23 protein-coding genes are annotated in these 24,115 nt (G+C 65.7%); 18 read left to right on the forward strand and 5 right to left on the reverse strand.

Going from position 1 to position 24,115, the window contains the following annotated elements:
• Nucleotides 1-82 precede the first annotated feature (82 nt).
• From G6N47_RS11540 to G6N47_RS11575, 9 genes are read left to right on the forward strand one after another with little or no spacing between them, the layout of a single operon-like run.
• A complete protein-coding gene (locus tag G6N47_RS11540) occupies nucleotides 83-952 on the forward strand; it encodes an alpha/beta fold hydrolase (protein ID WP_083133945.1) in 870 nt (289 codons plus the stop codon).
• Nucleotides 949-2,613: a bifunctional 3-(3-hydroxy-phenyl)propionate/3-hydroxycinnamic acid hydroxylase gene (locus G6N47_RS11545; protein ID WP_083133944.1), complete on the forward strand. Its 1,665-nt coding sequence runs from the start codon at nucleotides 949-951 to the stop codon at nucleotides 2,611-2,613. Before G6N47_RS11540 ends, G6N47_RS11545 begins: the two co-directional genes overlap by 4 nt.
• Nucleotides 2,561-3,439, forward strand: coding sequence for a 3-carboxyethylcatechol 2,3-dioxygenase (locus tag G6N47_RS11550; protein ID WP_232080184.1), 879 nt, complete (start codon nucleotides 2,561-2,563; stop codon nucleotides 3,437-3,439). Before G6N47_RS11545 ends, G6N47_RS11550 begins: the two co-directional genes overlap by 53 nt.
• Nucleotides 3,436-5,145 (forward strand): FAD-binding protein, encoded by a 1,710-nt coding sequence (locus G6N47_RS11555; protein WP_264007153.1) that lies wholly within the window; start codon nucleotides 3,436-3,438, stop codon nucleotides 5,143-5,145. Before G6N47_RS11550 ends, G6N47_RS11555 begins: the two co-directional genes overlap by 4 nt.
• Nucleotides 5,142-6,443: an LLM class flavin-dependent oxidoreductase gene (locus tag G6N47_RS29635; protein WP_232080185.1), complete on the forward strand. Its 1,302-nt coding sequence runs from the start codon at nucleotides 5,142-5,144 to the stop codon at nucleotides 6,441-6,443. The genes G6N47_RS11555 and G6N47_RS29635 overlap by 4 nt, the downstream gene beginning before the upstream one ends.
• Nucleotides 6,440-7,264: a coniferyl-alcohol dehydrogenase gene (locus G6N47_RS29640; protein ID WP_232080186.1), complete on the forward strand. Its 825-nt coding sequence runs from the start codon at nucleotides 6,440-6,442 to the stop codon at nucleotides 7,262-7,264. Before G6N47_RS29635 ends, G6N47_RS29640 begins: the two co-directional genes overlap by 4 nt.
• On the forward strand, nucleotides 7,252-8,241 hold the full coding sequence (locus G6N47_RS11565; protein WP_083133942.1) for a cyclase family protein: 990 nt from the start codon (nucleotides 7,252-7,254) through the stop codon (nucleotides 8,239-8,241). The genes G6N47_RS29640 and G6N47_RS11565 overlap by 13 nt, the downstream gene beginning before the upstream one ends.
• An 8-nt stretch (nucleotides 8,242-8,249) precedes the next feature.
• The gene (locus tag G6N47_RS11570) at nucleotides 8,250-8,828 is read left to right on the forward strand and encodes an NADPH-dependent FMN reductase (protein ID WP_083133985.1); all 579 of its coding nucleotides are present in this window, start codon (nucleotides 8,250-8,252) and stop codon (nucleotides 8,826-8,828) included.
• A complete protein-coding gene (locus G6N47_RS11575; protein ID WP_083133941.1) occupies nucleotides 8,825-9,646 on the forward strand; it encodes an alpha/beta fold hydrolase in 822 nt (273 codons plus the stop codon). Before G6N47_RS11570 ends, G6N47_RS11575 begins: the two co-directional genes overlap by 4 nt.
• Here the strand turns inward: G6N47_RS11575 and G6N47_RS11580 are convergent.
• Entirely contained in the window at nucleotides 9,612-10,067 is a 456-nt protein-coding gene (locus G6N47_RS11580; protein WP_083133940.1) for a TA system VapC family ribonuclease toxin, read from the reverse strand. The two genes, G6N47_RS11575 and G6N47_RS11580, sit on opposite strands and share 35 nt — an antisense overlap.
• A 5-nt stretch (nucleotides 10,068-10,072) precedes the next feature.
• Nucleotides 10,073-10,306, reverse strand: a complete 234-nt coding sequence (locus tag G6N47_RS11585) for an antitoxin (RefSeq protein ID WP_083133939.1) — start codon at nucleotides 10,304-10,306, stop codon at nucleotides 10,073-10,075.
• 289 nt (nucleotides 10,307-10,595) lie between these two features.
• On the opposite strand from G6N47_RS11585, the gene G6N47_RS11590 reads away from it, so the two are divergent.
• From G6N47_RS11590 to G6N47_RS11625, 8 genes are read left to right on the forward strand one after another with little or no spacing between them, the layout of a single operon-like run.
• On the forward strand, nucleotides 10,596-11,312 hold the full coding sequence (locus G6N47_RS11590; RefSeq protein ID WP_083133984.1) for an MlaE family ABC transporter permease: 717 nt from the start codon (nucleotides 10,596-10,598) through the stop codon (nucleotides 11,310-11,312).
• A 1-nt stretch (nucleotide 11,313) separates the two neighbouring features.
• On the forward strand, nucleotides 11,314-12,183 hold the full coding sequence (locus G6N47_RS11595) for an ABC transporter permease (RefSeq protein ID WP_083133938.1): 870 nt from the start codon (nucleotides 11,314-11,316) through the stop codon (nucleotides 12,181-12,183).
• Nucleotides 12,184-12,188: 5 nt separating this feature from the next.
• Nucleotides 12,189-13,406 carry an MCE family protein gene (locus tag G6N47_RS11600; protein WP_083133937.1) on the forward strand — a complete coding sequence of 406 codons (1,218 nt, stop codon included), beginning with the start codon at nucleotides 12,189-12,191 and terminating at the stop codon, nucleotides 13,404-13,406.
• Entirely contained in the window at nucleotides 13,403-14,443 is a 1,041-nt protein-coding gene (locus tag G6N47_RS11605) for a virulence factor Mce family protein (protein ID WP_083133936.1), read from the forward strand. Before G6N47_RS11600 ends, G6N47_RS11605 begins: the two co-directional genes overlap by 4 nt.
• The gene (locus G6N47_RS11610; RefSeq protein ID WP_083133935.1) at nucleotides 14,440-15,987 is read left to right on the forward strand and encodes an MCE family protein; all 1,548 of its coding nucleotides are present in this window, start codon (nucleotides 14,440-14,442) and stop codon (nucleotides 15,985-15,987) included. The genes G6N47_RS11605 and G6N47_RS11610 overlap by 4 nt, the downstream gene beginning before the upstream one ends.
• Nucleotides 15,984-17,552, forward strand: a complete 1,569-nt coding sequence (locus G6N47_RS11615) for a virulence factor Mce family protein (RefSeq protein ID WP_083133934.1) — start codon at nucleotides 15,984-15,986, stop codon at nucleotides 17,550-17,552. The genes G6N47_RS11610 and G6N47_RS11615 overlap by 4 nt, the downstream gene beginning before the upstream one ends.
• Nucleotides 17,549-18,673: a virulence factor Mce family protein gene (locus tag G6N47_RS11620; protein ID WP_083133983.1), complete on the forward strand. Its 1,125-nt coding sequence runs from the start codon at nucleotides 17,549-17,551 to the stop codon at nucleotides 18,671-18,673. The genes G6N47_RS11615 and G6N47_RS11620 overlap by 4 nt, the downstream gene beginning before the upstream one ends.
• A 3-nt stretch (nucleotides 18,674-18,676) precedes the next feature.
• On the forward strand, nucleotides 18,677-20,230 hold the full coding sequence (locus tag G6N47_RS11625; protein WP_083133933.1) for a virulence factor Mce family protein: 1,554 nt from the start codon (nucleotides 18,677-18,679) through the stop codon (nucleotides 20,228-20,230).
• Between the two features lie 31 nt (nucleotides 20,231-20,261).
• On the opposite strand, the gene G6N47_RS11630 is transcribed toward G6N47_RS11625, so the two are convergent.
• From G6N47_RS11630 to G6N47_RS11640, 3 genes are all read right to left on the reverse strand, one after another.
• Nucleotides 20,262-21,161, reverse strand: a complete 900-nt coding sequence (locus tag G6N47_RS11630) for a metal-dependent hydrolase (RefSeq protein ID WP_083133932.1) — start codon at nucleotides 21,159-21,161, stop codon at nucleotides 20,262-20,264.
• A 17-nt stretch (nucleotides 21,162-21,178) separates the two neighbouring features.
• Nucleotides 21,179-22,036 carry a metal-dependent hydrolase gene (locus G6N47_RS11635; RefSeq protein WP_083133931.1) on the reverse strand — a complete coding sequence of 286 codons (858 nt, stop codon included), beginning with the start codon at nucleotides 22,034-22,036 and terminating at the stop codon, nucleotides 21,179-21,181.
• 111 nt (nucleotides 22,037-22,147) lie between these two features.
• Nucleotides 22,148-22,867, reverse strand: a complete 720-nt coding sequence (locus tag G6N47_RS11640) for a TetR/AcrR family transcriptional regulator (protein WP_083133982.1) — start codon at nucleotides 22,865-22,867, stop codon at nucleotides 22,148-22,150.
• Nucleotides 22,868-22,998: 131 nt separating this feature from the next.
• On the opposite strand from G6N47_RS11640, the gene pstS reads away from it, so the two are divergent.
• Nucleotides 22,999-24,108, forward strand: coding sequence for a phosphate ABC transporter substrate-binding protein PstS (gene pstS / locus G6N47_RS11645; RefSeq protein WP_083133981.1), 1,110 nt, complete (start codon nucleotides 22,999-23,001; stop codon nucleotides 24,106-24,108).
• Nucleotides 24,109-24,115 lie beyond the last annotated feature (7 nt).

Here is a 24,115-nt window from a genome sequence, read left to right on the forward strand (position 1 = left end):
TGAGAGTGATGCTCTACAGATAATGCACATTAGTGTTCGATATTAGCACGCACGCTGTAAAAATACGAGAGCGGGATTTCCGGTGAGGGAGCACGAGAGCGTCTGGAGCGACCTGCAGGGCGTCGCGTTCGAACAGGGCTACCTGGACGCCGGCGGCGTTCGAACCCGCTATCTGCATGCCGGCGACGCGGATGACAAGCCGGTCCTGATCCTGCTGCACGGTTCGGGCGGGCACGCCGAGGCGTACGTCCGCAACCTGGAGGCGCACGCCGAGCACTTCTCCACCTGGTCGATCGACATGCTGGGCCACGGCTACACCGACAAGCCCGGCCATCCGCTCGAAATACCGCACTACGTCGAGCATCTGGTGGCCGTCCTGGATGCGATCGGCGCGAAGCGGGCTCACCTGTCCGGTGAGTCGCTCGGCGGCTGGGTGGCTGCCCGCGCTGCCGTCGACCACCCCGACCGGGTCGACCGCCTGGTGCTCAACACCGCCGGCGGCTCACAGGCCGATCCCGAAGTGATGCAACGGATTATCACGCTGTCGATGGCAGCCGCCGAGAACCCGACCTGGGAGACCGTGCAGGCGCGGATCAAGTGGCTGATGGCCGACAAGTCCAAGGACTACGACGATCTCGTGGCCAGCCGCCAACGCGTCTACCGGCAACCGGGTTTCGTCGCCGCGATGCGCGACATCATGGCGCTGCAGGACCCGCAGATCCGGGCCCGCAACCTGCTCGGCCCGGCCGAGTACGGCGCCATCGCCGCGCCCACCCTGGTGCTGTGGACCAGCGACGACCCCACCGCCGACGTCGACGAGGGCCGCCGGATCGCCTCGATGATTCCCGGCGCGCGCTTCGAGGTGATGCCCGGCTGCGGGCACTGGCCGCAGTACGAGGATGCCAAGACGTTCAACCGGCTGCACCTCGACTTCCTGCTGGGACGCTTATGACAACCGAAGTCGACGTCGTCGTGGTCGGGGCCGGCCCGGTCGGGTTGACGTTGGCCAACATCCTTGGGCTGCACGGGGTTCGCACGGTGGTAGTCGACGAGCGGGCGTCGCTGATCGACTATCCGCGCGGCGTCGGCCTGGACGACGAGGCGCTTCGCACCTTCCAATCAATCGGGCTGGTCGACGCGATCCTGCCGCACACCGTACCCAACCAGATTCTGCGGTTCGTCGACGCCAAGCGACGGGTGCTGGCCGAGATGGCCCCGGCCGACGCCCGATTCGGCTGGCCCAAACGCAACGGCTTCGTGCAGCCGCTGGTCGACGCCGAATTGCTGTGCGGCTTGGACAGATTCGAGCACGTCGAGGTGTGGTGGGACCACCCGATGACATCGTGTACGCAGACCTCCGAGGCGGTGACGGTCGAACTCGGCGGCGACGGGGGGCCGCTGCGCGCACGTTACGTCGTCGGCTGCGATGGCGGGCGCAGCACCACCCGGCGGCTGATGGGGGTGTCCTTCGACGGCACCACCTCCTCGACCCGCTGGCTGGTCATCGACCTGGCCAACGACCCGCTCGGGCACCCCAACAGCGAGGTGGGCGCCGCCCCGGAACGTCCCTATGCGTCGATCTCCATCGCGCACGGAATTCGCCGGTTCGAGTTCATGATTCACGCTGACGAGTCCGACGAGCTGGCCGAGGATCCGGCGTTTCTCGCACGTATGCTCGCGCCGTTCGTCCCGCACCCCGAGCGTGTCGACGTGATCCGCCGCCGGGTGTACACCCACCACTCACGCATCGCCGGCGCGTTCCGCCGCGGCCGGTTGCTGCTGGCCGGCGACGCCGCGCACCTGATGCCGGTGTGGCAGGGCCAGGGCTACAACAGCGGCATCCGGGACGCCGCCAATCTCGGCTGGAAGCTGGCGGCAGTGGTGAACGGTCAGGCCGACGACGCGCTGCTCGACACCTACGACGTGGAACGGCGCAAGCACGCCCGGGCGATGATCGACCTGTCCACGATGGTCGGCCGGGTCATCTCCCCGACCAACCGCCGGGTCGCCGCCGTCCGTGACCTGCTGGTGCGATCGGCGTCAATTGTGCCGTCGCTCAAGCGGTATGTGCTGGAGATGCGGTTCAAGCCGATGCCGCGCTACGAGAACGGCGCCGTCGTACACACCACACCCAACTCGCCGGTCGGCACGTTGTTCGTGCAGCCCCGGGTGGACACCCGCGAGCAACAGAACGTCATGCTCGACGACGTGCTGGGCACCGGGTTCGCCGTGCTGTGCTGGAACAACAACCTCAAGGAAATCCTTGGCGCACGGGCATTCTCGGACTGGAAAACCCTGGGCGCGCGGTTCATTGCGGCACGGCCCCTCGAACAGCTGCACTGGACCGGCCATGACGACCCCGACGTGGTGATCGTCGGCGACCGCGACGGTGATCTGAAAGCGTGGTTCGACACCCGTCGGGAATCCGTGCTGTTCCTGCGCCCCGATCGCTGCATCGCCGGTGCCTGCATCGCCCAACTCGCACCCGAGCTGAGCGCCAAGCTCTTCGACGTCCTCACCTTGACTCCGGGAGGAAACCGTGCCGCTAGCCCTGTGCTGTATGTCTCACAGCCCGCTACTGAATCTGCCAGGGCCGTCGCAGGACCTCCTTGATGACATCGACACCGCACTCGCCCAGGCTCGCGACTTCGTCAACGATTTCGACCCCGAACTCGTCGTGGTCTTCGCGCCGGACCACTACAACGGCTTCTTCTCCACGCTGATGCCGGCGTTCTGCATCGGCACATCCGCCCAAGGGGTGGGCGACTACGGCACCCACGCCGGCCCACTCGACGTTCCCGATGCCCTCGCGGCCGATTGCGCGAAAGCGATCCTCGCCGCGGGCGTCGACATCGCGATATCCGCGTGCATGGACGTGGACCACGGCACCGTCCAACCGTTAGAGAAACTATTCGGTGACGCCACGGTCCGGCCGGTAATCCCGATCTTCATCAACTCCGTCGCCACCCCGCTGGGGCCCTTGCGCCGGACCCGGGCGCTCGGTGACGCGGTCGGCAGCTACCTGGCCACGCTGGACAAGCGGGTACTGGTGCTGGGATCCGGTGGGCTGTCGCATGATCCGCCGGTCAGTGTGCGCAACCGCCCGATGACCGCCGAGGAGCGACAGGCCCGCCAGAAGGCAGTGATCGACGCCGCCCGCAGTTACGCCGACGGAACCAGCGACCGCCAGCCCATCAATCCCGCCTGGGATCATCGCTTCCTCGACGCCGTCGACTCCGGGCAGCTGGCGGACCTCGACGGTTGGTCCAACTCGTTCATCGCACACGAGGGCGGCAACTCCGCCCACGAAATCCGCACCTGGGTAGCCGCTTTCGCCGCGATGGCGGCCGCAGGCCCCTACCGGACCACGGTGCGCTACTACAAAGCGGCCGCCCAGCTCATCGCCGGCTTCGCGATCCGGACGGCGGTGCCGGTGTGACAACCGTCGACGTCCTGGTGGTCGGTTCCGGTGGCGGCGGAATGACGGCCGCGTTGACCGCCGACGCCGCCGGGCTGGACACCCTCGTGGTCGAAAAGGCTTCGCACTTCGGTGGTTCCACCGCGCTGTCCGGCGGCGGGATCTGGGTGCCCGGAGCGCCGGCGCAACGCCGCGAAGGTTACACGCCGTCGCCCGACGATGTCGTGGGATACCTGCGCCGCATCACCGAGGGCCTGGTCAGCGACGCCAGGATCCGCCAGTACGTCGAGGCGGCGCCGCAGATGATGGAGTTCCTCGAGCAACTCAGCCCGTGGTTCGAATTCGTCTGGAAGCCCGGCTACGCCGACTACTACCCGGAGCTTCCCGGCGGCTCGGAGCTGGGCAGCACGATCAACGTGCCGGCGATCGACCTGCGCACGCTGGGGGACGACGAGCAGCACCTGCTGCAGCCGCTGACACTGGCGCCGCGGGGAATCTGGCTGGGCCCCAAAGAGCTTCGCTCCTTCTACCGGGTCCGCCAGTCGTGGGCGGGCAAGGCGGTGCTGGCCAAACTGGTGTGGCGGATGGTCCGGGCCCGCGTTTTCGGCGACCGGATGGCGGCCATCGGCCAGTCGCTGGCGGCGCGGCTGCGGCTGGCGATGAAGGATCGCGGCATTCCGCTGTGGCTGGATTCGCCGATGACGCAGCTGATCACCGATGCCGACGGATCGGTGTCCGGCGCCGTCGTCGTCAAAGACGGTGCGCCACAGCAGATTCACACCCGCCGCGGCGTCATTCTGGCGACCGGCGGCTTCGACCACGACCTCGCCTGGCGCAAGGAACACCAGCCGGTCATCGACCAGGATTGGAGCTTCGGCAATCCCGCGGCCACCGGCGACGGCATCCGCGCCGGTCAGCAGGTCGGCGCCGCCGCGGACCTGCTCGACGAAGCCTGGTGGTTCCCCGCCATCCAATGGCCCGACGGCAGGCTGCAATTCATGCTCAACGAGCGGATGATGCCGTCGCAGTTCATCGTCAACGGCGACGGGAAACGCTTCATCAACGAGGCCGCGCCTTACATGGACTTCGGCCACGCGATGATCGAGGGCCAAAAATCCGGCGTCACCCACATCCCGTGCTGGCTGATCACCGACCATCGGTCCTGGAACCGGTATGTCGTCGCCGGACACATTCCGCTGCCGAAGATCCCGGGCGCGCCGGTACCCACCGGCCGCAAAGTCCCGCAAGCCTGGCTGGAATCCGGCGTGGTCAAGGCCGCCGACAGCTGGACCGAACTGGCCGCCAAGATCGGCGTTCCCGCCGCCGCGCTGCAAGACACCGCAGCACGCTTCAACGAGCTGGCCCGCAAGGGGCATGACGACGACTTCAACAGAGGTGACAGCGTTTACGACAACTACTACGGAGATCCCACCCTGGACAATCCCAACCTGTATCCCCTGGGCAAGCCGCCCTACTACGCGTTTGCGATCGTCCTCGGCGACCTCGGCACGTCGGGCGGCTTGCGCACCGACGAGCACGCCCGGGTGCTGCGCGCCGACGACAGCGTGGTGCGCGGCCTGTACGCGGTGGGCAATACCGCAGCGCCGGTGATGGGCCGCAGCTACGCCGGCGCCGGCGCCACCATCGGACCGGCCATGACGTTCGGCTACGTCGCGGCCAAACACCTTGTCAGCCAACGGTCAACCCTTATTGGAGGTAACCAGTGAAAATCTCACTGTTCTACGAATTCGCCCTGCCCCGCCCGTGGGTGCCCGACGACGAGCGGATTTTGCTGCAGGACTGCCTCGACGAGGTGGAGGCCGCCGACAAAGCCGGGTTCTCCACGGTCTGGCTGACCGAGCACCACTTCCTCGAGGAGTACTGCCATTCGACGGCGCCGGAGATCTTCCTGGCCGCGGCGAGCCAGCGCACCAAGAACATCCGGCTGGGTTTCGGCATCATGCATCTGCCGCCGGTGGTCAACCACCCCGCCCGGGTGGCCGAACGCATCGCCACCCTTGATCTGCTCTCCAACGGGCGGGTGGAGTTCGGCACCGGAGAATCCTCGTCGGTCGGCGAACTCGGCGGCTTCGGCATCGATCCCGCCGACAAGCGGGCGCAGTGGGAGGAGGCGCTCGAGGTCTCGATCCGCTGCATGATCGAAGAACCCTTCAGCGGATTCAAAGGCGAGCACATCGAGATGCCGGCCCGCAACGTGATCCCCAAGCCGATGCAAAAGCCGCATCCGCCCGTGTGGGTAGCCTGCACCCGGCCGGCCACCGTCCAGATGGCCGCTCAAAAATGTATCGGCGCACTGAGTTTCGCCTACACCGGCCCGGGACCGCTGACCGAACGGGTCAACGGCTACTACAAGGAACTCGAGGAGAACGGCGTCCCGGTCACCCCGGCGATCAACCCGAACATCCTGGCCATCGGCGGCGACCTGTCGATGATGGTCGCCAAGACCGACGAGCAGGCACTCGAACGACTCGGAAAAGGCGGCGGCTTCTTCTCGTTCGGGATCATGCACTACTACATGACCGGTGTGCACACGCCTGGCCGGACCGGGGTTTGGAAGCGCTATCTCGAAGAAGTCGAAAAGGACCCGACGCTGGCGTATGGTCCCGGCCGCGGCGCGATCGGCTCACCTGCCACCGTGCGGGAGTTCCTGCGCGGCTACGAGGAGAGCGGCGTCGACGAGATCATCCTGCTGCTCAACCCGCGCAGCCACGAAGGCACGATGGAGTCCATCGAGATCATGGGCAAAGAAGTATTGCCGGAGTTTATCGAACGCGACGCAAAAGCGGTGACCGACAAGGCAAAGCGGCTGGAGCCGGTCATCGAGAAGATCGAGGCGCGCCGCACAGCGTCCACCGCGCCGGAATTCGACGAGAGCTACTCCTTCGGTGGCCTGCCCACCGGTCGTGGCGGCAAGTTCACCGCCAGCGAGATTCCCGAGGCCATGGCCGAGATCAACGAGGGCCGCGTTCAAGCTGCGCAGCGCGCCAAAGAACAGCGTCAGTGATCGAGCAACTCTGGCGATACGACGACCGCCGCGTGGTGGTCACCGGCTGCGCGTCGGGCATCGGCGCGTACGTCGTGCGGCAACTCGCCGAGCTCGGTGCCGACGTCGTCGGATTGGACACGCGGCGACCAGGATTCGCGATCGCCGAGTTCCATCAGGTGGACCTCGGCGACGCCGCCTCCATCGACCGGGCCGTCGATGCGGTCGGCACACAGATCGACGCCCTGTTCAACGTCGCGGGCGTGTCCTCAGGGATCGGCGATCCGCTGCTCGTCGTCGCCGTCGACTTCCTTGGCCTGCGTCACCTCACGGAGGCGCTCACTCCCCAGATGCCAGCTGGGTCGTCGGTGGTCAGTGTGTCCTCGCTGGCAGCGGCCGGCTACCACGAGCATCGACAGGAGGTGGCCGGGCTGCTGAACACCGCAAGCATGTCCGAGGGAATCGACTGGTGCCGCCGCCATCCCGAGGCGCTGGCCGGCGGGGGCTACCGGTTGGCCAAAGAAGCGGTCATCCTCTACACCATGACAACTGCCGTCGCCCTCGGTGCCCGGGGTATCCGGATCAACTGCACCGGCCCGGGTGTCACCGAAACCCCGATACTCGACCAACTGCGCACCGCCTACGGCCAGGGCTACCTCGACGATGTGCCCAAGCCGCTGGGCAGAGTCGCGGAGCCCCATGAACAGGCCTCGGTGCTGGTGTTCCTGAACAGCCAAGCGGCCAGCTACATTTCGGGCCAGGTCATCTGGGTCGACGGCGGGGCAGTAGGTGCGGCGATCGCCGCCGAACTCGAGGAGGGACGGGCGTCGTGGCCGGCCTGAGTGATTTTCGCCGGGTTGCGCGCGAGGTCAGCAACTGGGGCCGCTGGGGCGACGACGACGAGCTGGGCACGTTGAACTTCATCGACGCGGACAAGGTCGCCCATGCCGCAAGCCTGGTCAAGCGCGGCGCAGTGTTCCCACTCGGCGTGGACTTCGGATCCGCCGGTCCGCAGGGGGCGTTTCAGTTCCGGCACAACCCGATCCATGTCATGACCGTCGACGGCGGCGACGCCGCCACCCTGGCGCAGTACGGGCCGAAATGGACGCGCAACTCGGTAGCGCAGGAAGTAAGCGGGTATTTCGGAGACGGCCTGCTGCGCTTCAACGACGACATGATCATCATGCCGCTGCAGGCGGCCACCCAATGGGATGCGCTGTCCCACGTGTACTACGAGGACCAGCTGTACAACGGCTTCCCGGCCAGTTCGGTCACCAGCTTCGGCGCCTTTCACTGCGGCATCGACAAAGTCGACGGCAAGGGCATCACGTCCCGCGGGGTGTTGCTCGACCTGGTTCGGCACCGCGGCGCAGACACCTTCCTCGAACACGGGAACCCGATCACTCCCGAAGAGCTCGACGACGTCGCTCGCTCCCAACAAGTGGCGATCGGCCGCGGAGACATCGTGCTGATCCGGACCGGTTGGTGGGCACGGTTTTTGGCCACCGGCAACGGCGGCGAGCCGGGCGCGGGTCTGGACTGGCGCTGCGCCTCCTGGTTCCACGACCACGACGTCGCCGCGGTGGCCGCCGACAACCTGATGGTCGAAGACCCCGTGTCCGGTGTCGAGGGAACGTTCTTGCCGATGCACATGCTGTGCCTGCGCGACATGGGCCTGATGCTCGGCGAGTACTGGGATCTGACCGCGCTGGCGGCGGATTGTGCGGCCGACGGGGTCTACGAATTTCAGCTCGTCGCACCGCCGTTGAGAGTCGTCGGTGCGGTCGGCTCGCCGGTCAATCCGATCGCGATCAAGTAGGAATGATGATGACGGAATCTGTCGGTCCACTGGTCGTCGGTGTCGGCGGCACGCTGCGATCGAACTCCTCGACCGAGCGGGCCTTGCGGCACTGCCTGGAAGCTGCCCGGCGCCAAGGTGGACGCACCAAACTGTACTGCGGCGAGGACATCGAGCTGCCGATGTACAACCCGCACGATCCGGCCCGCACGGACAAAGCCGTCGAGCTGATCGGCGCACTGCGCCAGGCCGACGCCGTCGTCGTCGCGTCACCCGGATACCACGGCGGTATCTCCGGGCTGGTGAAAAACGCACTGGACTACATCGAGGACATGCGCGACGACTCCCGGGTCTACCTCGACAACAAGCCGTGGGGCTGCATCAGCTGCGCGTACGGGTGGCAGGCGGCCGTCGGTACGCTCGACCAACTCCGGGCGATCGGTCACGCGTTGCGCGCCTGGCCCACTCCGCTGGGCGTCGCGATCAACTCGGCGGACCAGATATGGGACGAGGCCGGCGGATTGGCGGACGCCACCGTGCGGGCCCAGCTCGACCTGCTGGCCTCACAGGTGCTGACGTTCACACGCTCGGCCCCGGGCACGGCATGAACCCCTGGCGGCGTAAAACAACCGTGGTCGACGGGCTGGTCACCAGCTATCTGGAAGCCGGCGCCGGCGAACCGGTGGTGTTGCTGCACGGCGGAGAATTCGGCGCTAGCGCCGAAATCGGTTGGGAGCAAACCATTCCCGCGCTCGCTGCGCATTACCATGTGCTCGCGCCGGACATGCTGGGCTTCGGTCAGTCGGCCAAAGTCGTCGACTTCAACGACGGCCGCGGGATGCGCATCCGCCACATCGCGCGGTTCTGCGCCGAGATGGACGTCTCGTCAGCGCATTTCGTCGGAAACTCGATGGGCGCCATCAACCTGCTCGTCGACGCCACCTCAGATGCGCCGCTGCTACCGGTGCGCAGCATCGTGACCATCTGCGGCGGCGGCGAGATCCAGCGCAACCAGCACACGGACGCGCTTTACGACTACGACGCCACCGTCGAGGGCATGCGCCGCATTGTGGGGGCGCTGTTTCACGATCCCGCCTATCCGGCCGACGATGAGTATGTGCGGCGGCGCCATGAATCGGCCACCGCACCCGGCGCCTGGGAGGCCGTCGCCGCCGCGCGGTTTCGCCGGCCCGGCGCAACTCCGCCGCCTGCGCCGTCGAGTAACCGGGCCTACGAGCGCATCTCGGTACCTGTGCTGGTCGTCGAGGGCGACTGCGACAAGCTGCTGCCGCCCGGCTGGGCCAAAGAGATCGCCGACCAAATCCCCGACGGCCGCTCGGCGGTGGTCGAGGAGGCCGGCCACTGTCCGCAGATCGAGCAACCGGCGATCGTCAACCAGCTGCTGCTGGACTTCCTCCGTGCGTGATCGGATCCCACACCCGCGAGAAGCCGAACTCCTTGAAGTCGTTGACGTTTCGCGTGGCGAACTCGTCGACACCATGGTGGCGCAAGGTCAGCGCCAGCCGTGCATCGAATAGGCGCCGGCGAGCGACTCCGGGTGTGGCCGCGAGCACCCATACGTCGTTCATCACCGGGGCGTTTTCGATGAGCGCCCATCGCCGGTTGCGGCGGAACGCCTGACAGACCTCGGCCGCATCGGGCCCATCGAGCGGTCGCGTCACCACCGCCGGGTTCCGCAGCAATTGATACAGCTCCAGAAGCACGAGCTCACAGACCGCTACGTCGGTGCGATCAGCGCACTCGACGAGAAAGGCGGCGGCAGTGTCGTGTTCGGGGCAATCCTGATTTTGGGCATACAACAGGACATTGGTATCGATCGAGAGCACGGCGCTTACGCCTCGTTGGCGAGCTCGCGCCACGCGTCGTCGGAAACCCGAAACGAACCGAGTCGACGCGGCGCGGGCGGCTGCCAGACATCGCCCGCCTCGTCGCGTCTCGGGTAAATCCGCACCATGTGCTCAAGCCCGCGACGAACGACCTCGGCGAGGGTCATCTCGTGCTCGTGCGCGATCCGCTTGGCGTCGCGGTAAAGCCCATCGGGGAGCTGGACCTGCGTTCGAATCATACATCAAATTTACATCTGTATCTAAAAGGCATCAACATCCAGCGGACTGCCGAGAATCGCCATTGACTTCGCCCCGCCTACTGCAGCGTGTCTCGTGCGCTTAGTGTGATTCTTGTTACATAGTGTGGCCCATGGGAAACAGATGTTGTCACGTCGCGTGCTGCCCAGCGGGCGCTAGAACGGCGACGAGGCAGCGGTGACGACCGCGACGCAGACGCCGGCGCGGCTCACCGACTACGTCCGTGACCAGATCACGCCCCCGCTGGCAACGGTCGGCGGTTTCGCCCGGATGTGTGTGCTGACCGGTAAAGCGCTGTTCCGGGTGCCTTTCCATTGGCGCGAAACCATCTACCAGTGCTGGTTCATCATGCGGGTCGCGCTGTTGCCGACCATCGCGGTGTCGATCCCGCTGACAGTGCTGATCGTCTTCACGCTCAACACCCTGCTGTCGGCGTTCGGCGCCGCGGACCTGTCCGGCGCCGGGGCCGCGCTGGGCGCGGTCACCCAACTGGGACCGCTGACCACCGTGCTGGTGGTGGCCGGCGCCGGGTCGACGGCCATTTGCGCCGACCTGGGCGCCCGCACCATCCGCGAGGAGATCGACGCGATGGAGGTGCTCGGCATCGACCCGATCCACCGGCTGGTGGTGCCGCGGGTGGTCGCCGCGACGTTCGTCGCGACGCTGCTCAACGGCACGGTGATCACCATCGGACTGATCGGCGGCTTCTTTTTCGGCGTCAAGCTCCAAAACGTGTCGGGCGGCGCCTATCTCGCGACCCTGACGCTGGTCACCGGTCTGCCCGAAGTGGTCATCGCAATGGTCAAGTCGGCGATATTCGGGGTGATCGCCGGTTTGGTGGGCTGCTACCGCGGCCTGACCACCAAGGGCGGTCCCAAGGGCGTCGGCATCGCGGTCAACGAGACGCTGGTGTTGTGCGTGCTCGCGCTGTTCGCGGTCAACGTGGTGCTGACCACCATCGGTGTGCGGTTCGGGACGGGGCGCTGAGATGTCCACGGCCACCGTCATTCGCGCCCGCTACCCGCGCACGGTCGCCAATGTCGAGCACTATGTCGGAGGCACGACCCGGGCAATTCGTGAGGCCGGCAAAATGGCCCGGTTCGCGCTTGCCGGCAGTTGGTCGATCGGGTGGGCGCTGCGCCGCTACCGCCGGGAGACGCTGCGGCTGATCGCCCAGATCGGCATGGGCACCGGCGCGATGGCCGTCATCGGCGGCACCGCGTCGATCATCGGTTTCACCACACTGTCCGGCGGCTCGTTGATCGCCATCCAGGGTTTCGCGTCGCTGGGCAACATCGGCGTCGAGGCGTTCACCGGATTCTTCGCCGCACTGGCCAACGTCCGCGTTGTCACCGCCGTCGTCACCGGCGTCGCGCTGGCCGCGACCGTAGGTGCCGGCGCCACAGCCGAATTGGGCGCCAGGCGGATCAGCGAAGAGATCGACGCGCTGGAAGTGATGGGCATCAAGTCGATCGCATTTCTGGTGTCGACGCGTCTGATGGCCGGGCTGGTGGTGGTCGTCCCGTTGTATGCGATGGCGCTCGTGATGTCGTTCCTGTCCGGGCAGACTGTCACGACGCTGTTCTACGGACAGTCGGTGGGAACCTACGAGCACTACTTCCGGACGTTCCTGCGCACCGAAGACGTGTTCTGGTCGGGGGCCGAGGTCATCGTCATGGCGGTGATCGTGATGATCACCCACTGCTACTACGGGTACACCGCCAGCGGCGGTCCGGTCGGGGTGGGCGAGGCGGTCGGCCGATCGATGCGTTTCTCGCTGGTGTCGACCGTGATCGTTGTCCTGCTGACCTCGCTTGCGCTCTACGGCGTCGACCCGAACTTCAACCTCACGGTGTAGCCGCCATGACGATTCCGATCAAGGAACGCAAGACGCGAAGCTGGCCGGACCTGGTGGCGGGCCTCGGGTTGTTGCTGGCATGCGCGCTGGTACTTTCGTTGACCTACTGGCAGTTTCGCGGCAATTTCACACCGAAGACGCGGCTGACGATGCTGGCCGGCCGGGCAGGACTGGTGATGGACCGCGGCTCCAAGGTCACCTTCAACGGCGTCAGCATCGGCAGGGTGGCCGAGATCTCCGAGGTTCAGCACGACGGCGAACCTGCCGCCAAGTTCACCCTCGACGTGGATCCGCAATACGTGCAACTGATTCCGTCCAACGTCAAGGCCAAGATCCAGGCGACGACCGTGTTCGGCAACAAATACGTGTCGTTCACCTCCCCGCAAAACCCGTCGCCGCAACGGATCACGCCGCAGCACGTGATCAACGCGATATCGGTGACCACCGAATTCAACACCTTGTTCGAGACGCTCACCCAGATCGCGGAGAAGGTCGATCCGGTCAAGGTGAACCTGACACTGAGTGCCGCCGCGCAGGCACTGAGCGGGCTGGGCGAGCGGTTCGGTCAGTCGATCGTCAACGGCAACGCGATCCTCGACGACGTCAACCCGCAGATGCCGACCATCCGCCACGACATCGCTCAGCTCGCGGCGCTCGGCGACATCTACGCCGACAACGCACCGAATCTCTTTGACGCGCTGAACAATGCGATCACCACCGCACGCACGCTCAACCGCCAGCAGGCCGACGTGGATTCGGCCCTGCTGGCGGCGACCGGATTCGCCAACACCGCGGCGGACACCTTCGAGAAGGCCCGGCCGTATCTGCAGCGCCTGCTCGCAGATCTAGTGCCCACTGCCCGCCTGCTCGACACCTACAGCCCCGAGATCCTCTGCACATTCCGCAACTTCGCCAAACTGGTCCCCAAAATCGGCGAGCTGGAAAGCGGCAACAGTTACTCTGCACGGCTTGGTGTTTCGCTCAACGGCGCGGAGAACCCGTATGTCTACCCGGACAACCTGCCGCGGGTGAACGCCCGGGGCGGACCCGGCGGCTCGGCGGGCTGCTGGCAGCCGATCACCCGTGATTTGTGGCCGGCGCCTTATCTGGTGATGGACACCGGCAACAGCATCGCGCCGTACAACCACTTCGAGATCAGCCAGCCCCTCGCCACCGAATACGTGTGGGGCCGCCAGTACGGGGAGAACACGATCAACCCATGAAAATCCGCGGAACCATTATTCGACTCGCCGCCATCGCGTCGGTGCAACTGGTGTTCACCGCCGTCATCATCGTTGTTTTCGGCCAGGTGCGATTCGACAAGACCAACAGCTATTCCGCAGAGTTCTCCAATGCCAGCGGGTTGCGCGCCGGCCAGTTCGTCCGCGCCTCGGGCGTCGAGGTGGGCAAGGTCAAAAGTGTCGACCTAGTCGACGGGGACAAGCGAATACGGGTCGAGTTCACCGTCGACCGCTCGATCCAGCTGTACCAGTCGACAACCGCGGCGATCCGCTATCAGGACCTGATCGGCAACCGCTATCTGGAACTCGACCGTGGCACGGGCGAAAACGCCGAACGGGTGCTTCCCCCAGGGGGATTCATCCCGCTGGCCCGCACCCAGCCGGCTCTGGACCTGGACGCGCTGATCGGGGGTTTCAAGCCATTGTTCCGCGCGCTCAATCCCGAGAAGGTCAACAGCCTCGCCTCGGCCATCATCACCGTGTTCCAGGGCGAGGGCGGCACCATCAACGACATTCTCGACCAAACCGCGCAGTTGACCGAACATCTGGCACAACGTGACGACGCGATCGGCGAGGTGATCAAGAACCTCAACACCGTGTTGGACACTACGGTCAAGCACCGCAAGGAATTCGACGCAGCCGTCGACGACGTCGAGAAACTAGTCACCGGGTTGAAAAACCGTGCCGATCCGCTGGCGGCCGGCACCGCGCATATCAGCAACGCCGCCGGTACGGTGGCCGACCTGCTGGCTGACAACCGAAACCTGCTGCACGACACCGTGAGTCGCTTGGAGGTCGTCGCGCAGCCGCTGGTGGACGGGCGTGACCGACTCGACAACATGCTGACCAAGCTGCCGGATGCGTTCAACCGCATCGGGCGCGCCAGCGGCATCTACGGCGACTTCTTCAACTTCTACCTGTGCGACGCGTCGCTCACCGTCAACGGGCTGCAACCCGGCGGACCGGTCCGCACGGTCAGGCTCTGGCAGCAGCCGACGGGCAGGTGCACCCGGCAATGAGAACGCTCGAACCCGCCAACCGGGTCCGCATCGGCGCCTTGGCCATCGTCGTGGCGCTGCTCGTCGTCGGGGTAGGCCAAAGCTTCAGCAGTGTGCCGATGCTGTTCGCCACCCCGAGCTACTACGGGCAGTTCACCGACACCGGTGGACTGAGCAAGAACGACAAGGTGCGCATCGCCGGCAAGGACGTCGGCATTGTGCAGAGCCTCAAAATCGACGGCGACCACATTCTGATCAAGTTCACTACGGGCACCCACACGGTGGGCACCGAGAGCCGGCTGGCGATCAAGACCGAGACAATCCTGGGCAAGAAGGTGCTCGAGATCGAGCCGCGCGGTCACGAAAAGCTGCGCCCGGGCGGCGTTTTGCCGCTCGGCCAGAGCACCACCCCGTATCAGATTTACGACGCGTTCTTCGACGTCACCAAGGCCGCCGCCGGCTGGGACATCGAAACCGTCAAGCGGTCGCTGAATGTGTTGTCGCACACCATCGATCGGACTTATCCGCATCTGAGCGCAGCCCTGGACGGGGTGGCCAAGTTCTCCGAGACCGTGGGCAAGCGCGACGAGGAGATCAGGCATCTGCTCGAGCGGGCCAGAAAGGTGGCCGATGTCCTGGGCGACCGCAGTAAGCAGATCAACGCGCTGCTGGTGAACGCCCAAGCCTTGCTGGCGGCGTTCAACCAACGCGGGCGGGCCGTCGAGGCGCTGCTGAGAAACGTGGCGTCCTTCTCAAACCAGGTACGGGGGCTGATACGCGACAACCCCAACCTGCATCATCTGCTCGAGCAATTGCGCACCGTCACCGACATATTGGCCAAGCACAAGAACGACCTGGCGTCCGTGCTGACCACGCTGCGCAACTACACCGCGGCGCTGAGCGAGGCGGTCGGCTCCGGCCCGTACTTCAAGGTGATGGTCGCCAACATCCTGCCGTACTGGATTCTGCAGCCGTGGGTGGATGCGGCGTTCAAGAAGCGCGGTATCGATCCGGAGGACTTCTGGCGCAGCGCGGGATTGCCGGCGTTCCGGTTCCCCGACCCGAACGGCACCCGGTTCCCCAACGGGGCGCCGCCGCCGGCGCCGCCGGTGCTGGAGGGCACGCCGGATCATCCGGGGCCCGCTGTGGCGCCGGGCTCGCCGTGCTCGTACGCGCCGCCGCCGGAATTGTTGCCGCGACCCGGTAATCCGATGCCGTGTGCAGGCGTCGATCAAAGCGAGGGGCCGTTCGGAGTCAACGGCCCGTATCCCGGCGCGCCCGACGTACGACCCGCGCCGGCCAATCCGCACGGCTTGCCGCCGACACCGGGGATCCCGATCGCCGGCCGGCCGGGCGAAGCACCGCCGGACGTTCCGGGCACGCCGGTGCCGATCGCGCCGGGTCCGCCCGGGGGCCGCAGCGAGCCGTTGGGACCGGCCGGCCCGCCCGCGCCGCCGTCGACGTTCGCGCCCGGGCTGCCGCCGGGACCGCCGGCGCCGCCCGGTCCCGGTCCGCAGCTGCCAGCGCCGTTCATCACGCCTGATGGGACCGGAGGCCAGTATTGAGCACCATCTTCGATATCCACAACGTCCGGCTGCCGTCGCTGTCGCGGGCATCGGTCGTGATCGGGTCGGCCGTGCTGCTGCTGAGTCTGGTCGCCGCGTTCGTGGGCTGGCAGGTCTATCACCGACTGACGAATACCACTGTGGTGGCGTATTTTCCGCAGGCCGACGCGCTGTATACGGGTGACAAGGTTCAGATCATGGGCATCCGAGTCGGCGCGATCGACAAGATCGAGCCGGCCGGCGACAAGATGAAAGTGACCTTTCACTACCAGAGCCGCTACAAGGTGCCCGCCAACGCGCAGGCGGTCATTTTGAACCCGACGCTGGTCGCGTCGCGGGCCATCCAGCTGGAGCCGCCGTACAAGGGCGGGCCGGTGCTGGCCGACCGCGCGGTCATCCCCATCGAACGCACCCAGGTGCCGGTGGAATGGGACGACCTGCGCAACCAATTCACCAACATCATCGACAAACTTGGCCCCACACCCGAACAGCCCAAGGGCCCGTTCGGCGACATCGTGGAATCGTTCGCCGACGGGCTGGCCGGCAAGGGCAAGCAGATCAACGCCACGCTGGACAACCTGTCGCAGGCCTTGACCACCCTCGACGAGGGGCGCGGCGACTTCTTCGCCGTGCTGCGCAGCCTGGCGCTGTTCGTCAACGCCCTGCACCAAGACGATCAGCAGTTCGTCGCACTGAACAAGGACCTGGCTCAGTTCACGAATGCGCTGACTTCCTCAGATCAGGCCGCCGCCAACGCGATTCAGCAGACCGACGACTTGCTGGACACCGCACGCACGTTCTTTTCCGAGAACCGTGACGTGCTGGCCCATGACGTCAACAACCTCTCCGAAGCGACTACCGCGATTGTGCAGGACACGCCGAGGGATGGTTTGGAGACTGCGCTGCACATCCTGCCCACGATGGCCGCCAACGTGCTCGGGATCTACGAGCCGGCGCACGGCAGCCTGACCGGGGTGCCGGCGCTGGTCAACTTCGCGAATCCAATGCAGTTCATCTGCAGCGCAATTCAGGCCGGCAGCCGGCTGGGGTATCAAGAGTCCGCCGAGCTGTGTGCGCAGTATCTGGCGCCGATTCTGGATGCGATCAAGTTCAACTATGCGCCGTTCGGGATGAACCTGTTCAGCTCCGCCGACACCTTGCCCAAGAACGTCGCGTACTCCGAGCCGCGGCTGCAACCGCCGCCCGGCTACAAGGACACCACCGTGCCCGGGATCTTTTCGCGGGATACCCCGTGGTCGCACCGAAACTCCGAGCCCGGCTGGATCGTCGCGCCGGGCATGCAGGGAGTTCAGGTCGGGCCGGCCACGGCGGCGATGTTGACGCCGGAGTCGTTGGAGGAGTTGATGGGTGGTCCGGACATCACCCCGCCACCGCCGGGGCAGAACATGCCCGGTCCGCCGAACGCCTACGACCAGAACAACCCGCTGCCGCCGCCGTGGTACCCGCAGCCGCTGCCGTCGCCGACCGCGGCCCCGCCACCGCCGCCGGCTCAAGCGCCGCTCGGTGCCGCCGAGGCGCCCGGACCGGCAGGACCGGGATCATGAGGCGGGTCACGCGACGCGTTTTGGCTTTGTTGGTGAGCGCGGTCGTGTTGACGTCGTGCGGGAACTGGCGCGGCATCTCCAACGTGCCGCTGCCCGGCGGGCCCGGCAGCGGACCAGGCTCCTACACCGTCTACGTGCAGATCCCGAACACGTTGGCGCTCAACGGAAACAGCCGGGTCCTGGTGGCAGATGTCTTCGTCGGGACCGTGCGCGCGATCAACCTGAAGAACTGGGTCGCCACCCTGACGATAGATTTGGACAAGGGTGTCCGGCTGCCGAAGAACGCCACCGCCAAGATCGGCCAGACCAGCCTGCTGGGTTCTCAGCACGTCGAGCTAGCCGCGCCGCCGAACCCGTCGCCGCAGTTGCTGAAGGACGGCGACACCATTCCGCTGAAGAACTCCTCGGCCTATCCGTCGATCGAGCAGACCCTGGCGAGTCTGGCGATGGTGCTGCGCGGCGGCGGGATTCCGAACATCGAGGTGATCCAGAACGAGGTCTACAACATGCTGCACGGGCGGGCGCAGCAGTTCCGGGAGTTCTTGCATAAGCTGGACACCTTCGTCGCCAAGCTCAACCAGCAGCGCGGCGACGTCACCCACGCGATCGATTCGACCAACCGGCTACTCGGCTATGTGGCCGGGCGCTCCGATGTCATCGATCGGGCGCTCACCGAGTTCCCGCCGCTGGCAAAGCATTTCGAAGACCAGCGTGACCTGTTCATCAATGCCGTCGACGCGGTGGGGCGGCTCAGCGACGTCGCCGACCAGACGCTGTCCGCGTCACGCGGTGACCTGCACCAGGATCTGCAGTTGCTGCAGCGGCCGCTGAAGCAACTCGGCCTTGCCTCACCCTATTTGGTGGACGCACTGGGGCTATTGCTCTCCCCGCCGTTCACCATCGACAGCGTGCCAAAGATCGTGCGTGGCGACTACATCAACGTTTCCGGGTCATTCGACCTCACGCTGAGCACCATCGACAACGCTGTTTTCAGCGGAACCGGGATCTCGGGGATGCTGCGCGCACTCGAGCAGTCGTGGGGGCGCGATCCCGCCACCATGGTTCCCGACATCAGGTTCTCGCCCAACCCTGCCGACGCTCCGGTGGAACGGGGTGAGTAACCGATGTTGACCCGCTTCATCCGGTACCAGTTGATCGTGTTCGCCATTCTGACGGTGGCCGCACTCGTTGCCCTGGGCTGGTATTACCTGCGCATCCCAAGCATGATCGGCATCGGCCAATACACGCTGACCGCAGATCTGCCCGCCTCGGGCGGCTTGTATCGCACCTCCAATGTGACCTATCGCGGAATCCAGATCGGCAAGGTCACCAAAGTCCAGCCAACCGTCAACGGCGCGCGGGCCACACTGTCGATCGACAAGCGCTACCGAATTCCCATCGACGCCACCGCCAATGTGCACTCGGTGTCTGCGGTCGGCGAGCAATACCTCGACCTGGTCTCCACCGGCAACCCGGGAAAGTTCTTCTCGCCCGGCCAAACCATCACCAAGGGCACGGTGCCCAGCGAGATCGGGCCCGCGCTGGATGCCGCCAACCGCGGCCTGTCGGTGTTGCCCAAGAACAAGATTGCGTCGCTGCTCGACGAGACCGCGCAAGCGGTCGGCGGCATGGGGCCGGCGCTGCAACGCTTGGTCGACTCGACCCAGACGGTCGTCGGCGACTTCAAGAACAACCTCTCCGACGTCAACGACATCATCGCGAACTCCGCCCCGATCATCGACAGCCAAGTCACCTCAGGCGATTCGATCGAACGCTGGTCCCACAACCTGAACGTGCTGACCGCGCAAGTCGCCCAGAATGACACCAGCCTGCAACGCATCCTGTCGAAGGCCCCGCCCACCGCCGATCAGGTGGCCGAGGTGTTCAGCGACGTCCGTGAGGCGCTGCCGCAGACGGTGGCCAACCTCGAAATCGTCGCCGACATGCTCAAGCGCTACAACAAAGGCCTCGAGCAGTTACTGGTGTTCCTGCCGGAGATCGGGTCCGTCGCGCAGTCCGCGATCGCGTCGGCCCCGGGGTCGGTGCTGATGGACTTCAACCTCTCGCTCAACAATCCGCCGCCGTGCCTGACCGGATTCCTGCCAGCGTCGGAGTGGCGGTCACCGGCCGACACCAGCACGGCGCCGCTGCCGACGGGCACGTATTGCAAGATCCCCCAAGACACTCCGGCCAATGTGGTGCGCGGGGCGCGCAACCTGCCCTGCGTCGACGTGCCGGGCAAGCGCGCCGCGACGCCGCGAGAGTGCCGCGACCCCAAGCCGTATGTTCCGTTGGGCACCAACCCGTGGTACGGCGACCCCAACCAGATTCGTAACTGCCCGGCGCCCGGTGCGCGCTGTGACCAGCCGGTCAACCCCGGCGAGGTGATACCAGCGCCGTCGGTCAACAACGGCCTGAACCCGCTGCAAGCCGACAAGGTGCCGGGCACGCCGCCGCCGGTCAACGATCCACTGTCCCGGCCCGGTTCGGGCACGGTGCAGTGCAATGGCCAGCAGCCCAACCCGTGTGTCTACACGCCGTCGAGTCCCGCGGCTGTCTATCTACCGTCCAGCGGAGAAGTGGTAGGCCCAGACGGCGTCAAGTACAACCTGGAGAACTCGAGCGACATCGGCGACGACGGGTGGAAGCAGATGCTCGCGCCCGCCCCGGCTCGTTGAGTTTGCGCTCAGGGCTGTTGATTCGCGAAAATCACGACCCTGAGCGCGATTTCAACGCAAGCCGGTCGACGAGCGCGCCGTCGTCGCCGAACAATTGCTGACGCCAGATTTCCAGCAGCTCCGTGGTGTCGATGTCGTCCGGGTGGAAGCCCGGTCGCATGTACTTGCGCAAATCGGCCATCACGCCTTTGAGCAGCGGGCCGCGGAAAACGCCAATCGTCTGACGCCACACCGTGATCGGATGCCAGCCGGTGGGGTCCATCAAGATCGACAGAATCACGCCGCCCGTGACCACCGGGATGGTGAGGACGTAGATCACCGCCATCACCCCGATGCGGATCCACTCCGGTCCGCCGACCGCCCGATAGACGTCGAAAGCCACCGACTTGTGTTCCAGCTCCTCGATCGCATGCCAGTTGAGCAGGTTGCGCACCTCGGGATCGCCTGGGATGGCCTGCATCTCGTCGGTGAGCATCCGCTGGGCAAGCGTCGCCGTGTAGTGCTCAGCTGCCGCAGTCATCGCCAGATGCAGATAACCGGGCAGCCGGTTCTCGTAACGCACCAGCAGCTTGTGGCGCCTGCTGTCGTGGTCGAACATGAACAGGCGGACCAGTGGATAACCCATCGCCACCAGTTGCTCGTTCAGCCGTCGATGCTCTTGACCGTGCACCGACTCCTGGCCGATGAAACCGGCGACCCTCTTCTTCAGCTCGGGATCGGTCACGTGATCGGCGAAGCGCCGCACCGACCTGATGAAGCCCTCCTCGCCGGGCGGGAATATCGCCGACAATAGCGCGGTCAGGTGGCTCAGCACGATGTCGCCCTCAACGAAGTGACGCTTCATCGGCCGCGCGTCGCCGAACCGGAACCGGATCCGCCGCACCTTGGGATACGCTCTGGCCGAAAGGCTTTCCGGCTGTGCAGCACCCATGACGGTCTTCTCCTTGGTTACCTGAGGTGGTCGACCAGAGCGCCCTCGGAGCCGAAGAGTTCGTCGCGCCACTGCTCCAAAAGTGCTGTCGTGTCGATGTCGTCGGGGTGGAAGCCCGGACGCAGGTATTTCGCTAGCTGGCCGATCAAGCCCTTGAAGAACGGGCCCCGGTAGAGGTCGTAGGCCTCGCGGATCAGCCGCAGCGGGTGGCGTCGCGCTATCGGGTCGCGCGCCAGCGCGATCGTCAACAAGACCGTGGTGAGCGGAATCATCACGGTGAGCAGTACAGCCATCACCGTGATGCGAATGCGCTCGGAGCCGCCCACCGCGCGGTACACGTCGAAGGCCACGGACTTGTGCTCGAGTTCTTCGAGGGCATGCCAATTCAGCAGGTTCCACACTTCCGCGTCACCGGGAATCGCTTGAATTTCGGCGCTGGACAACACCCTTTCGGCCAACACCGCGGTGTAATGCTCGGCGGCCGCTGTCAGCGCCAGATGGCGTCGGCCGCCCAACCACTCTTCGAACCGAAGCCGCTTTTGCTTCAACGACTCCGAATCCCACCACCCGATCGGGTAGCCCATCTCGATGAGCTTCTCGTTGAGCCGGCGATGCTCCTGCCCATGCGTGGATTCCTGTCCGATGAAGCCGTTGACCCGTTTCCTCAGCACCGGTTCGGTGATGCGGTCGGCGTAGCGGCGCACCGACCGGATGAAGGCCTCCTCGCCCGGCGGGAACGAGCCCGACAGCCCCGCCACGAAGTGGCTGAACACCATGTCGTTGTTGACGAAGTACTTTCCGTACCTGTGGTCCTCGCCGAATCGGAAGCGGATCCGCCGCGTGGTCGGATAGCTGGCCTGTGCCGCATTGGTCATGACATCGACGGCCTTTCTCGAACCCCCAGTACCTAGTACTACATGTACGATGTGCCTGTCGTCACAGTAGCGCGGGCCGACCGAGACCCGCAAGAGTCAGGGAAACCAGCGCTAGGCCAGTTTTTCGTCCGGATCGAGGGACAGACCACGCGCTGCGGCGGTCGCCGTCAACGCGCCCCACAAGAACGTGGTCAGCTGCTCGACGAGCTCGTCCTTACTGATCGTCGGCTCGTTCAGCCAGCGCAGCACACCGAGCGCCACGCCGCCCAGCAAAGCATCGACGGCGTATTGAAGGTCGTCGGCCTGCCCCCCGCGCGCCCGCAGGATGCCCGCCACCACCTCGGTGGTGGCGTTGGCCAGTGGCCTGCCGCCCTCGATCAGCGCCTCGGTCGAGCGGCGTTCGGTGAACTGGGACCCGACTAGGAAGCGGAACAGGTTGGGCCGCTCGTCGACCAGGTCGATGTAGGTGGCCACCGCCGAGCGGACCAGCTCGCGCGCGGTGCCGGCCTCGCTGAAACGGGGAACCACGCGCTCGAGCACCATCGCCTGCACGCGTTCGCCGACGGCGCTGAACAACGTGTCTTTGTCGGCGAAGAACCGGTACAGCTTGGGCCGCGGGACGCCGGCCGTGCGCACCACGTCGTCGATGGACAGGTCGGGGCCGTATTCCTCGATCGCCCGCAGCGTGGCCTCGACCAATTCGGCCCGTACGGCGGCACGGTGCTCACGCCAGCGATCGACTCTCGCGTCGCCGGTCAGTTCGGGCAGCCGCCCGCCAAGAGCCTCCGTGGACACGAGCCAATGGTATCCGCAGGTGGCGCTGAACAGCATGTAGTCGGTTGCGGCAGGCCGAAACGCGGGCTCGTTCAACCTCGGAACGCTTAGTGTTGTCGGTAGGCTCGGCGTTCTATTGCCGACTGTTGCCGGGCAACGACGCAGATGTGCGACGGAAGGTGGATTGCGTGAAGGTCAAGCGATGTAGCGCGGCGCTGAGCCTGCTGGCGGTCAGCGGACTGGTGTTGTCGGCGTGCGGTGGCAACCACAATACGTCGGCTCCGTCCAGCGCCACATCGGTGCCCGTGCAGTGCGGCGGCAAGCAGAAGCTCAAGGCCAGCGGTTCGACCGCGCAAAAGAACGCCATAGAACAATTCGTCTACGCCTACATCCGGGCGTGCCCGGGCCACACACTCGACTACGACGCCAACGGCTCGGGCAAAGGCGTGGAGCAGTTCGTCAGCAACATCACCGACCTGGGTGGCTCCGACAAGCCGCTGGACCCCACCAAGGGTGAGACGGACAGCGCCCAGCAGCGGTGCGGTTCGCCGGCGTGGGACCTGCCCGCGGTGTTCGGCCCGATCGCCATCACCTACAACGTCAACAATGTCAGTTCGCTGAACCTCGACGGACCGACGACGGCGAAGATCTTCAACGGCGCGATCACCATGTGGAACGATCCCGCGATCGCGGGGCTCAACAAAGGCACCAACCTGCCTGCGACGCCGATCAACGTCGTGTTCCGCAGCGACAAGTCCGGCACTACCTACAACTTCCAGTCGTACCTGGACGCCGCATCCGACGGTGCGTGGGGCAAAGGCGCCGGTGAGGAATTCAACGGCGGTGTCGGCCAGGGCGCCGTCGGCAACGACGGCACCTCGTTGGCCCTCAAGAGCACCGACGGATCGATCACCTACAACGAATGGTCGTACGCGGTCGGACACCAGTTGAACATGGCGCAGATCATCACGTCCGCCGGCCCGGATCCGGTGACGATCACCACCGAATCGGTCGGCAAGACGATCGCGGGGGCCCGGTTCAAGGGACAGGGCAACGATCTGGTGGTCGATACGTCGTCGTTTTACAAGCCGACCCAGTCCGGCGCGTATCCGCTGGTGCTGGCGACCTACGAGATCGTCTGCTCGAAGTATCCCGATCCTGCGACGGGTGCTGCGGTAAAGGCGTTCATGCAGGCCACAATTGGGTCGGGGCAAGAAGGATTGGATCAGTACGGATACATTCCGCTGCCGAGTTCGTTCCAATCGAAACTCGAGACGGCAGTGAATGCCATCTCGTGATTAGCCG

The sequence above is a fragment of the Mycobacterium branderi genome (genome assembly GCF_010728725.1).
GTDB classification, from domain to species: Bacteria; Actinomycetota; Actinomycetes; order Mycobacteriales; family Mycobacteriaceae; genus Mycobacterium; species Mycobacterium branderi.